The following is a 10,918-nucleotide window of genomic DNA, read 5'->3' as shown; positions in this document are numbered from 1 at the left end:
ATGGGGTCATTCGCGGCGTAAGAGACAACGTCGTTACTGAACAAAAAACAAACACAACATCTAACCGGAGTACCCATGGCTAATTACTTCAACACATTGAATCTGCGCAACCAGTTAGCGCAGCTGGGCAAATGTCGTTTCATGTCACGCGACGAATTCGCAGATGGCGCTAGCTTCCTGAAAGGCAAGAAAGTGGTCATCGTTGGTTGTGGTGCTCAGGGTCTGAACCAGGGCCTGAACATGCGTGATTCTGGTCTGGACGTGGCGTATGCCCTGCGTGCTGAAGCGATTGCTGAGAAGCGTGCCTCTTTCCGCAAAGCGACCGATAACGGCTTCAAAGTCGGTACTTACGAAGAGCTGATCCCACAGGCCGATCTGGTAGTAAACCTGACGCCAGACAAGCAGCACTCCGCGGTAGTTCAGGCTGTTCAGCCGCTGATGAAAGATGGCGCTGCGCTGGGTTACTCACACGGTTTCAACATCGTTGAAGTGGGCGAAACCATTCGTAAAGACATCACCGTAGTGATGGTGGCACCGAAGTGCCCGGGTACTGAAGTACGTGAAGAGTACAAGCGTGGTTTCGGTGTTCCTACGCTGATCGCCGTTCACCCGGAAAACGATCCAAAAGGCGAAGGCATGGCGATTGCTAAAGCCTGGGCAGCAGCGACCGGCGGCGACCGTGCGGGCGTGCTGGAATCTTCTTTCGTTGCGGAAGTGAAATCTGACCTGATGGGCGAGCAGACCATTCTGTGCGGTATGTTGCAGGCTGGTTCTCTGCTGTGCTTCGACAAGTTGGTGGCTGAAGGTCACGACGCGGCTTATACCGAAAAACTGATTCAGTTCGGCTGGGAAACCATCACCGAATCACTAAAGTTCGGCGGCATTACGCTGATGATGGATCGCCTGTCTAACCCGGCGAAAATCCGTGCTTATGCGCTGTCTGAGCAGCTGAAAACCATCATGGCACCGCTGTTCCAGAAGCACATGGATGACATCATCTCTGGCGAATTCTCTTCAGGCATGATGGCTGACTGGGCTAACGACGATAAAAACCTGCTGACCTGGCGTGAAGAGACCGGCGCAACCGCATTCGAAAACGCACCGCAGTTTGATGGCAAAATCGAAGAGCAGGAATACTACGACAAAGGCGTCGTGATGGTTGCGATGGTGAAAGCAGGCGTTGAGCTGGCGTTCGAAACCATGGTTGACGCGGGCATCATCGAAGAGTCGGCTTACTACGAATCACTGCACGAGTTGCCGCTGATTGCCAACACCATCGCACGTAAGCGTCTGTATGAGATGAACGTAGTTATCTCGGATACCGCAGAATACGGTAACTACCTGTTCTCCTTCGCGGCAGTTCCACTGCTGAAAGAGTTCATGACCACGCTGCAGCCGGGCGATCTGGGCAAAGCAGTTGAAGGTACTCAGGTTGATAACGCACAGCTGCGTGACGTCAACGAAGCCGTTCGTCAGCATCCAATCGAATCTGTAGGCCGCAAACTGCGTGGCTACATGACCGATATGAAACGTATCGCTGTCGCTGGCTAAGCCACGCACGACACCGTTTTCAGCACAATAAAAACCCCGGCTTGCCGGGGTTTTTTGTTATGTAAGATTGTCGATTACAACGTAGGGTCGCCATTCATGGCGACCTGGTTTAAACCGCACCCAATAAAAAACCCGGCCTACGCCGGGTTCTCTCAACGCTCAATCAATCACACCGCTTCATACAGCGTCTGATTACGCGTCTCTTTACAGGCAATCAGCGCGATCAACGTCAACACCGCCATCGAGGCCAGATAGAAACCCACCGCCTGCAAACCGTAATTGGCGTTCAGCCAGGTGGCGATATAAGGCGCCACAGAAGCTCCAAGAATCGACGACAGGTTGTAGGAGAAGGATGCACCGGTATAACGCACTTCCGTCGGGAACAGTTCTGGCAGCAGCGCGCCCATTGGACCGAACGTCAGGCCCATAATGCTCAGACCAAGGATCAGGAAGCCCATCACCAGCACCTGAGAGCCAGAACCCAGCAGCATTGGGAACATCAATGCAAAGGCGATAATCATCAACGTAATGGTGATCATGGTTTTACGACGACCAAAGCGATCGGCCAGCAGACCGGCAATCGGTACCATCACACCAAAACCAATCACCGCCACCATCAGCATCCACAGGAAGCTGTTACGCGAATAGCCAAGACCAGCCGGCGCGGGCGCGGTGCCGTAACTCATCGAGTACACGGTCATGATGTAGAACAGCGTGTAAGTGGCGAGCATGATGAAAGTGCCGAGAATGGTGGCGGTCAGATGCTTGCTCAGCAGCGTGCCAATCGGCATTTTCACCTGCTTGTTCTCTTTCTGCACTTTGGCGAATACCGGGCTTTCATGCAGCGAAACGCGCACATACAGGCCAATTAACACCAATACCGCAGAGAGAATAAACGGCACGCGCCAGCCCCAGTTCATGAACTGCTCGTCGGTCAGTAACCATGAAAGCAGCAGGAAGGTGCCGTTAGCGAAGAAGAAGCCAATCGGCGCGCCGAGCTGTGGGAACGAACCATAAAGCGCGCGTTTTTTCGCCGGGGCATTTTCGGTCGCCAGCAGTGCTGCGCCGCCCCATTCGCCACCGAGTCCAAGGCCCTGACCAAAACGCGCCAGCGCCAGCAGCAGCGGCGCTGCCACGCCAATGGTTTCATAACCTGGCAGCAAACCAATCAGCACCGTCGAAACGCCCATGGTCAGCAGCGATGCCACCAGGGTTGCTTTACGGCCAACGCGGTCGCCAAAGTGGCCAAACACGGCAGAACCGATAGGACGCGCCACGAAGGCGATCGCGAAGGTTGCCAGCGACTGCAGCGTGGCCACGGTCGGATCGCCCTGCGGGAAGAAGATATGCGGGAAAATAATCACCGCAGCGGTGGCATAGATATAGAAATCGAAGAACTCAATGGCGGTGCCGACAAGCGATGCCACAACCACTTTGCCACGTGAATTGACCGGCGCGTCGTCGTGTTTTTTGTCGAGTGTTTCTGTGATGGAGGCTTGCATAAGTGTTTCTTAATTGTAAATGTAGACAGAGAATCTTACGCACCTGGTTTGCGGCATTCAATGGCGAAAAACCGCGTCAGACCGGGCTTTTTCGGCGAATAAGTGGATAATTTCTGAGTTGCTGCAATCAGTGGCGGATGGGAACGGGAAGTGTCATTTTTTTGGCGGGAATCTCTGCAAAAGGGCCAAATTAAAGTGACCCTTTAGCGTTTCCTGCTGGTTTTTGCTGAAAAAGTAGCCAGCAGGAAACATTTTTAGCTAGTACGGCAAATGTAACAACCTCGTCGGCTTATTTAGCCTGATGCGGCTGCGGCATCTCTTTGTCATCTTTGTATTTAGCGGTGGCGATCCACGCCGCGCAGAACAGCGTCAAACGCGCAAAGAAGTAGAAGAACGCCATCAAGCCGAGCACGGAACCAAAGGCGGCACCCGATGGCGAAGTCGCCAGCTTCGGCAGCGTCAGCGTCATCACAAACTTAATCACCTCAAAACCAATCGCCGCCAGCAGCGTGCCACGGAACAGTGCTTTTTTACGAGGCTTGTGGCGCGGCAGAATCCAGAAGATCCACAGGAACAGCAGATAGTTAGCAAAGATGGAGATAGATAACGCAATCACCGTCATCGCCGGGCGCAGCCACTCAATGTCTTCCAGCCCGAGCGCATTAACGATCGCCGCCTGCGCCGCACCGGCAATCGAGGTCAGCGACAGCGTAATCACCAGCGCAAACATCAAACCTAGCAGCGAAAGCAGATCGCGTGCGTACTTCTTCCAGAGTTTCTCCTGATCGTCTGGCGTGCGTTCCCACACGTCGCGCGACTGCGCACGTACCGCTTCACGCAAATTGCCCATCCAGTTAATGCCGGAGTAGAGCGCCAGCAGCAAACCGGTTATCCCCACTGTGGCGCGCTGTTGAATCGCGGTGTTCACCGTATTCTTAAGCGTGGTTGCCAGCGTCGGATCGCTGATGCTGTTAACGATTTTGTTGATCAACTCGGTGAGCAAATCCTGATTCGACGCCAGCACAAAGCCGACCGCCGCAAAGGAGACCATCAAAATCGGTATCAGTGAAAGAAATGAGAAGTAGGTGATCGCCGCGCCAAACTGGCTGCCAAGGCGATCGTTAAAGCGTTCCAGCGCGCGCATAAAATGCGCCACTGCCGGAATCGCCTGAAACCAGGCAGCGAAGCGCGACACATTTTGAATCGAGCCATCCACGGTTTTATTGCCGGTTTTAATATCAATTAGCGGCTTGGCTTCTGCCTTGGCCGCTGTCTCTATAGGTTTTTTGTCCGTCATAGACGATAGTCATCCTGTTCACTGCGAAAATACAATTATAGCGCCTTATGTGACGTACTCCTGCAAGACGTGGCTTAACCACTCCATAAACACGCGTACGCGGCGCGCCACGTTACGGCGATGCGGGTAAAGCAGCGAGATCGGCATCGGTTTCGCCGGGAAGTGATGCAGTACTTCAACCAGTTGTCCTGACTCCAGCAGCGGTTGCACGCCAATCGCTGGCACCTGAATAATGCCAAGCCCGGCCATGCATGCCGCGCGATAGGTTTCGGTGCTGTTTACCGTCACCACGCCGCCGGTTTGAACGTAATGACACTGTTTGCCATCAAAATATTCAAAGCCCAGTGAAGGTTGCCCAAGCTGCTGGGTGTAATGCACCATCGCGTGTTGCGACAGATCTTCCAGCCGCACCGGCATGCCGAAGCGGGAAAGGTAGCCGGGGCTGGCGCAGTTGATCAAGGCATGTGAGCCGATTTTCCGCGCAATCAGCCCGGAATCTTTCAGCTCGCCAACGCGCACCACGCAGTCAAAGCCTTCGCGAATCACATCGACCTGGCGATCGCTACTGCTCAGCTCAATTTCCAGACCGGGATAGTGCTGCAAAAATTCTGGCAGGCGCGGCAGCACAAAGCCGGTTGCCATTGCCACCGACATATCCACGCGCAGCTTACCGCTTAAGGTGCCGGGATCGTGCTGGAACAGGCTGTCCATGTCGTCGAGCATCGAGAGCAAATCGAGACAGCGATCGTAATAAACCAGGCCGTCCTGCGTCAGATGCACGCGCCGCGTGGTGCGATGCAGCAGGCGCGTTCCCATTTGATTCTCCAGCGCCTGCAGCTGGCGCGATACGCTGCCTTTCGGTAAACCCAAACTTTCTGCCGCACGGGTAAAACTGCCCATTTCTGCCACTCGCACAAAAACCTGCATTGCGTGAATTTTATCCATGTTGTTCACCGATTGTTGTTGTTAGTGAAACAGTGCTGCGTATTCCTCTGCGTTTATAGATCAATTATTCACGAATATCCTTAACACGTGTTCAATTTTCCAACTGGAGCGAAACATGAGTCATAAAATTGCATTGATTACCGGCGGAAATCGCGGTTTAGGCAAGAATGGGGCGCTGAAACTGGCCGCCAAAGGCACCGATATCCTGTTTACCTATCGCGGTCACGCGGAAGAAGCGCAGGCGGTAGTGCAAGAGATTGAAGCGCTGGGTGCGCGTGCGGTGGCGTTGCAGCTGGATGTGGGCGATACCAGCACATTCGACGGCTTTGTGGCGCAGGTGAAAGAAGCGCTGCAGAAAACCTGGCAGCGTGAAAACTTTGATTATTTAGTGAACAACGCCGGTCACGGTCACTACAAGCTGTTCGCCGAGACCACCGAAGATGAGTTTGACGCGCTGGTGAATGTGCACTTCAAAGGACCGTTCTTCCTGACGCAAAAACTGCTGCCGTTGATCGTTGATGGTGGACGCATCCTGAATATCTCCAGCGGTTTAACCCGTTTGACGCTGCCGGGTTCAGGCACTTACGCCTCAATCAAAGGCGCGATGGAAGTATTAACTCGCTATCAGGCAAAAGAGTTGGGCGAGCGCCATATTCGCGTCAACATTCTTGCGCCAGGCGCGATTGAAACCGACTTCGGCGGCGGCCGCGTGCGTGATACCAAAGATCTCAACGATCATATCGCCTCGGTGACCGCACTGGGCCGCGTCGGCTTGCCGGATGATATCGGCGATGCCATCAGCGCGATCCTCAGCGATGAAACCGGCTGGATCACCGCACAACGCATCGAAGCCTCAGGCGGCCAAGGCCTGTAATCCGTAGGGTCGCCATTCATGGCGACCTCGTTAAACAGCTACGCCAGCCAGGTTGCCATAAATGGCAACCTTACAGATCAATCGTCCCATCAATCACCGTCACCGTTTGGCCGCCAATCCAGATCGCCTTATCCGTAAAACTCACCTGAATCCGACCTTCACGCTGAATCGCGCTGCCCTGACGCGCCCGATAATCCCGCGTTTGGTGGTTAGCCTCGAAGTAGCGAGCCAGACAGGCATTGGCGCTGCCGGTCACCGGATCTTCGGTCAAACTGCCGTTCTCAACCAGCAATGCGCGCACTTCATACTGCTCGTTTTCGTCCGCCGGTAACGCACCAAAAATCGCTGTGCCGTTCACCTCGGCATGCTGCTGTAAACGGTGTAAATCGGCAGCTGACGGCACCACATCCAGCACAGCTTGCGCGCTACTCATCGGAATCAGCAACCAGCGAATGCCCATATCAACGATGGTCGACGTTTGGCTGAGATCGAAAGCTTCACTGTTCAGCGCGCTGCTCATCAGGGCATCGCTGAAGGGCGTTAAGCGAGCGGCGGGTGCCGCAAAGGCCAGCGCACCGTCATCGCTGATTTTCACCTCAACCAGACCTACGCCGCACTCCTGCACGATTTTGCCCGGCGTTTTCAGCGGCCAGCCCGCTTCCAGCAGCGCATGCGCCGTGCCGAGCGTCGGATGTCCGGCAAACGGCAGTTCGCCTTCCACGGTAAAAATGCGCACGCGGTAATCTGCCGCCGCATCCTGTGGCGGCAGCACAAAGGTGGTTTCGGACAGATTGGTCCAGCGCGCAATCGCCGTCAGCTGCGCGTCACTCAATCCCTGTGCATCCATAATCACCGCCAGCGGATTACCTTTAAACGCCGATGAGGTAAACACATCCACCTGTTTAAATGCGACCTTCATTGTCACTCCTTCCTCGTTGAGGTTGTCTGAAATCGGGATTTACATCCTGCTGATTGCGAAAGGCCAGCAACAGGGCTATGAATAGATTAAGAATTCTGGAATCGGAGTCCGCAATGTTAAAAGTTCTTGGCCGTACTTCTTCAATTAACGTGCGAAAAGTTCTGTGGCTGTGCGCAGAACTCGATATTGCGTACGAATTAGAACCCTGGGGCGATGATCCGCAATCGCTGCACTCGCCAGAGTTTATGGCGCTCAATCCCAACGCCATGGTCCCGGTAATTATTGAGGACGACTTCGTGCTGTGGGAATCCAACACCATTCTGCGCTATCTCGCCAACAGCAATGGCGGCGAATGGCTCTATCCTGACAATCCACGCGCACGCGCGCCGGTCGATCAGTGGATGGATTGGCAAGCCACCGAACTCAATACCTCATGGCGCTACGCGTTTATGTCACTGGTGCGCAACTCGCCAGCGCATCAGGATCCCCGTTTGCTGGCGGCGGCCGTTAAAGGCTGGACGCACACCATGAACATTCTCAACCAGCATCTGGAGAAAACCGGGCGCTACGTCGCAGGCCGCAACTTCTCGCTGGCAGATATTCCGGTTGGTCTGGCGGTGAATCGCTGGTTTGAAACCCCGCTGGAGCATCCTAACTTCCCGGCGGTCCAGACCTATTACGAGCGTCTGACCGAGCGCGAGCCTTACACCACCTGGGGCCGCAACGGCAAACCCTGATCCTGTCCCGGCGCCAGACCTGTCATCTCGCAGGCCAGCGCGCCGGTACGCTGCAATGCCCACGTATAACGCTCATCGAACGGATAGCAGCAGGAGAGACGCAAGGCGTGTTTATAACGATCGCTCAGCGAGTAGAGCGCGCCTGGCGTCACACAGATTTGCTCCTGCAGCAGACGATGGAACATCTCCACGGTATCAATATTTCCCGGTAGTTCGACCCAAAAAACAAACCCGCCGCGCGGCAGGGTAGCGCGCGTGCCCTGCGGAAAGTGGCGGGCCAGGATACCGCGCGCCGCATCCAGATTGGCGGCATAGCGCCGACGCAGCGTGCGCAGATGATGATCGTAGCCGCCGCTGGCAAGGAATTCGGCCAGGGTTTCACTCAACAAGCGTGATTCCGCCATCGACGAAACCGCTTTGAGGTGAGCGATGGCGTCATGAAAACGCCCGGCGGCAGTCCAGCCGACGCGGAAATCGGGCGCCACGGTTTTGGTAAAGCTGGTGCAGTAAATCACCCAGCCATCGCTATCAAACGCCTTCACCGGCGGCGACAGCGGCCACTCAAACTGCAATTCGTCATACAAACCATCTTCCAGCAGCGGAATGTGGTAAGTATTCACTAACTTCGCCAGCCGCTTTTTGTTCTCCAGCGGCATCACGTATCCCAACGGGTTCTGCGCGCCCGGCATGGCGATCACCGCCTGAATCCGCTTCTCCTGTAACAACATCTCCAGCGCATCCAGCGACAATCCCTGATGCGGATCGGTCGGGATTTCCAGCGCTTTCAGGCCCAGTGATGCCAGCAGCGGGAACAGGAAGAAATAGGTTGGCGATTCCAGACCAATACAATCGCCGGGTTTGGTCACCGCACGCAGCGCCAACTGGAGCGCTTCCATACAGCCATGCGTCAGCGTGATCGCCTGCGGCGGCAGGTTGATGCCGTTGTGCAGGGCGCGACGCGCAATCTCCTCCCGTAAGCGCTCACTACCAGGCGGAAGCGCATAGCGTCCGATAATGTCGGGATTCTGGCGCAAAATCGACGCAGTAATTCGCGCTATTCGCGCCGCCGGATAGAAGGTGCCATCCTGCGGACAGGCCAGCGAGATATTGGTGTAATCGGGATTATTTTGCGCCGCGAACACTTGCTCAATCAGCTCCAGCTTTTGCGCGCTAGGATCGTTGATTTTTGCTGGCAGCGGTTTTACCGGGCGCGTCACGGCGGGCAGCACGCCACGTACGTAATAACCCGACTGCGGACGCGATTCAATCAAGCCGCGATCTTCGAGAATTTGCCACGCATTAAGCACGGTATTGATACTCACCTGATGCGATTGTGCCACGCGACGTATCGCCGGCAGCCGCTTGCCAGGCTTCAACGTGCCCTGATGAATCGACTCGGCAAAGCTATCGACCAGCTGCTGATACAGCGTTTGACCAGATGAAAGTGGAAGGGACACAAAAGCCTCCGCGCACAATGGGTACAATTCATTTTTGAGACAACTGTATCCATTACAATAGTGGTTTTGTGTCTCTGTTTCCATTGCAGCGTTCGCACTAGCATGAAGACATCATTGATACTTCAGGAAGCGCATCATGCTCGATCCCTCATTCTTCAGCTACGTCACCGTTATGTCGATCACGCCAGGCCCGAACAACCTGTTGCTGGCGACGTCGGGCGTTAACTTTGGCTTTAAACGCACGCTGCCGATGCTGTTTGGCATCCTGCTGGGCTGTGCGATACAGATGCTGCTGGCGAGTGTGGCGCTGGATGCGCTGCTGCACTGGATGGGTGCGATTCGCCTGCCGCTGACGGTGGTTGGCTGTAGCTATCTGCTGTGGCTGTCGTGGAAGATTTTCCGTGCCGGCGCGCCGCAACTGCGCGAACGTCCGCGTCCCATGACGCTGGTGGGCGGTATCCTGTTTCAAGCGGTCAATCCCAAAGCCTGGCTGATGGTCACCAACGTGGCGCTGATGTACGCCAACAGCAACGGCGTGCTGACGGTATTGCTGGGATTTGCGGCACTGAATCTGCCGTGCATTTTGATATGGGCAGCGCTCGGCGATCGTTTACGCAATCATCTGCAAATCGCGTGGAAGCGCCAGGCGTTTAACAGTTTGATGGCGCTGTCGCTGGTGGCGACAACGGGCTGGATGTTGTACGACGCGGTATTGTTGAGTTAATCATATTCATTATCCACGTTGCTGCTTATTACGCAGCAACGTGGGTTTAAAAGTGTTTTCATTGCGATAAAATATTAACACCGTTTTAGCTCTATTCCCGCTTGCTTACCCATCATCGTCAGCATTAATTCAGCTAAGTCTTTATCTCCGGCGTGGAGTTTATGAAAAAGCGTTTCAACCACGCTGATTGTCAAAAAATCGGCATTAGCGGGGAAGTGGTCATTAAAGGTAATGCCGCGCGAAACAAAATCCCAGCTGGCAGTCGTTTCTGTTTCAATAATTTTGTCATTAATCTTCTCAACCAACGCATCTATATATTGAGGTATTTTTTTTGTCATATAAGCTTCATCAGCTTCAGAGAATTGTTGTTCCATGATCATATTATCTCTTTGAATAATTCATTGTTTGGGAGGTGAGCTTAAGCTTGCTGCCAGCGAATTAAATCTTTTTTAAGCAATGTTAAACCAATAGCTACAACCATAATATCTTTTAGTATAAAACTATCGATCGTGCCAAGCTGTGGTAGTAGGCTCAATGTCACCACACCCGTTAAAACGATCAACGTGGCGCCAGCGGCACCCGCCATCGGATTTTTGAATCCCAGCACCAGCAGCGCCACGGTGGTTAATTCCACTACGCCAAGAAAGTAGCTGGTGCCATGCAGTCCCAGCATGTCCTTCAAAATACTGAGCCATGTTGTGGTAATTATCGGAGTCAGCGCCTCCACTTCAAATTCAAACCACTTGGCGATACCAAAAAATAGGAAAACAACGATCAAGGATAACCGCAGGGCGATGGTGTCTTTTTTATTGAGAAAACGAATAGCGCAGAATAAATAATCATTTTTCACTGTCATCGCAATGACCTCATTATACATTAAGAGATATTTGATGCGGATTATTATGGTTGCAT

11 protein-coding genes are annotated in these 10,918 nt (G+C 54.0%); 4 read left to right on the top strand and 7 right to left on the bottom strand.

Features of this window, described 5'->3' with window-relative positions; all coding sequences use genetic code 11:
- Nucleotides 1–75 precede the first annotated feature (75 nt).
- Nucleotides 76–1,551, top strand: a complete 1,476-nt coding sequence (gene ilvC, locus VIJ98_RS19115) for a ketol-acid reductoisomerase (RefSeq protein ID WP_008106632.1) — start codon at nt 76–78, stop codon at nt 1,549–1,551.
- Between the two features lie 167 nt (nt 1,552–1,718).
- Here the strand turns inward: ilvC and VIJ98_RS19110 are convergent, their stop codons facing one another.
- From VIJ98_RS19110 to VIJ98_RS19100, 3 genes are all read right to left on the bottom strand, one after another.
- Entirely contained in the window at nt 1,719–3,053 is a 1,335-nt protein-coding gene (locus VIJ98_RS19110; protein WP_061719834.1) for an MFS transporter, read from the bottom strand.
- Nucleotides 3,054–3,342: 289 nt separating this feature from the next.
- Nucleotides 3,343–4,350 (bottom strand): inner membrane protein YhjD, encoded by a 1,008-nt coding sequence (gene yhjD, locus VIJ98_RS19105; RefSeq protein ID WP_154157305.1) that lies wholly within the window; start codon nt 4,348–4,350, stop codon nt 3,343–3,345.
- A 45-nt stretch (nt 4,351–4,395) separates the two neighbouring features.
- Nucleotides 4,396–5,295 carry a LysR family transcriptional regulator gene (locus VIJ98_RS19100; protein WP_036648956.1) on the bottom strand — a complete coding sequence of 300 codons (900 nt, stop codon included), beginning with the start codon at nt 5,293–5,295 and terminating at the stop codon, nt 4,396–4,398.
- Between the two features lie 115 nt (nt 5,296–5,410).
- On the opposite strand from VIJ98_RS19100, the gene VIJ98_RS19095 reads away from it, so the two are divergent.
- Nucleotides 5,411–6,169, top strand: coding sequence for an SDR family NAD(P)-dependent oxidoreductase (locus VIJ98_RS19095; RefSeq protein ID WP_154193914.1), 759 nt, complete (start codon nt 5,411–5,413; stop codon nt 6,167–6,169).
- A gap of 70 nt (nt 6,170–6,239) precedes the next feature.
- Here the strand turns inward: VIJ98_RS19095 and VIJ98_RS19090 are convergent, their stop codons facing one another.
- Nucleotides 6,240–7,088 (bottom strand): PhzF family phenazine biosynthesis protein, encoded by an 849-nt coding sequence (locus VIJ98_RS19090; RefSeq protein WP_323275512.1) that lies wholly within the window; start codon nt 7,086–7,088, stop codon nt 6,240–6,242.
- Nucleotides 7,089–7,201: 113 nt separating this feature from the next.
- On the opposite strand from VIJ98_RS19090, the gene VIJ98_RS19085 reads away from it, so the two are divergent.
- On the top strand, nt 7,202–7,825 hold the full coding sequence (locus VIJ98_RS19085; RefSeq protein ID WP_008106644.1) for a glutathione S-transferase family protein: 624 nt from the start codon (nt 7,202–7,204) through the stop codon (nt 7,823–7,825).
- Here the strand turns inward: VIJ98_RS19085 and VIJ98_RS19080 are convergent.
- Nucleotides 7,792–9,282 carry a PLP-dependent aminotransferase family protein gene (locus VIJ98_RS19080; RefSeq protein WP_323275510.1) on the bottom strand — a complete coding sequence of 497 codons (1,491 nt, stop codon included), beginning with the start codon at nt 9,280–9,282 and terminating at the stop codon, nt 7,792–7,794. The two genes, VIJ98_RS19085 and VIJ98_RS19080, sit on opposite strands and share 34 nt — an antisense overlap.
- Nucleotides 9,283–9,418: 136 nt before the next feature.
- Between VIJ98_RS19080 and VIJ98_RS19075 the strand changes: the two genes are divergently transcribed.
- Nucleotides 9,419–10,006 carry a LysE family translocator gene (locus VIJ98_RS19075; RefSeq protein WP_154157301.1) on the top strand — a complete coding sequence of 196 codons (588 nt, stop codon included), beginning with the start codon at nt 9,419–9,421 and terminating at the stop codon, nt 10,004–10,006.
- Nucleotides 10,007–10,080: 74 nt separating this feature from the next.
- Here the strand turns inward: VIJ98_RS19075 and VIJ98_RS19070 are convergent, their stop codons facing one another.
- Together VIJ98_RS19070 and VIJ98_RS19065 are read right to left on the bottom strand one after the other, a co-directional pair.
- Nucleotides 10,081–10,386, bottom strand: a complete 306-nt coding sequence (locus tag VIJ98_RS19070; RefSeq protein WP_008106651.1) for a hypothetical protein — start codon at nt 10,384–10,386, stop codon at nt 10,081–10,083.
- Between the two features lie 38 nt (nt 10,387–10,424).
- Nucleotides 10,425–10,862 carry a DUF417 family protein gene (locus VIJ98_RS19065; protein ID WP_323275508.1) on the bottom strand — a complete coding sequence of 146 codons (438 nt, stop codon included), beginning with the start codon at nt 10,860–10,862 and terminating at the stop codon, nt 10,425–10,427.
- Between the last annotated feature and the right edge of the window lie 56 nt (nt 10,863–10,918).

It is taken from the genome of Pantoea sp. S18 (assembly GCF_045689705.1).
Lineage (GTDB): Bacteria > Pseudomonadota > Gammaproteobacteria > Enterobacterales > Enterobacteriaceae > Pantoea > Pantoea symbiotica.
The sequence above is the reverse complement of the archived record's forward strand: the minus strand, read 5'-3'. Positions and strand labels throughout refer to the sequence as shown.

Bases quoted from the DNA above. Each gene is read 5' to 3' on its own strand.
- VIJ98_RS19075 (WP_154157301.1), top strand. From the start codon at position 9,419: ATGCTCGATCCCTCATTCTTCAGCTACGTCACCGTTATGTCGATCACG.
- ilvC (WP_008106632.1), top strand. From the start codon at position 76: ATGGCTAATTACTTCAACACATTGAATCTGCGCAACCAGTTAGCGCAG.
- yhjD (WP_154157305.1), bottom strand. From the start codon at position 4,350: ATGACGGACAAAAAACCTATAGAGACAGCGGCCAAGGCAGAAGCCAAG.
- VIJ98_RS19065 (WP_323275508.1), bottom strand. From the start codon at position 10,862: ATGACAGTGAAAAATGATTATTTATTCTGCGCTATTCGTTTTCTCAAT.
- VIJ98_RS19110 (WP_061719834.1), bottom strand. From the start codon at position 3,053: ATGCAAGCCTCCATCACAGAAACACTCGACAAAAAACACGACGACGCG.
- VIJ98_RS19100 (WP_036648956.1), bottom strand. From the start codon at position 5,295: ATGGATAAAATTCACGCAATGCAGGTTTTTGTGCGAGTGGCAGAAATG.
- VIJ98_RS19070 (WP_008106651.1), bottom strand. From the start codon at position 10,386: ATGATCATGGAACAACAATTCTCTGAAGCTGATGAAGCTTATATGACA.
- VIJ98_RS19095 (WP_154193914.1), top strand. From the start codon at position 5,411: ATGAGTCATAAAATTGCATTGATTACCGGCGGAAATCGCGGTTTAGGC.
- VIJ98_RS19090 (WP_323275512.1), bottom strand. From the start codon at position 7,088: ATGAAGGTCGCATTTAAACAGGTGGATGTGTTTACCTCATCGGCGTTT.
- VIJ98_RS19085 (WP_008106644.1), top strand. From the start codon at position 7,202: ATGTTAAAAGTTCTTGGCCGTACTTCTTCAATTAACGTGCGAAAAGTT.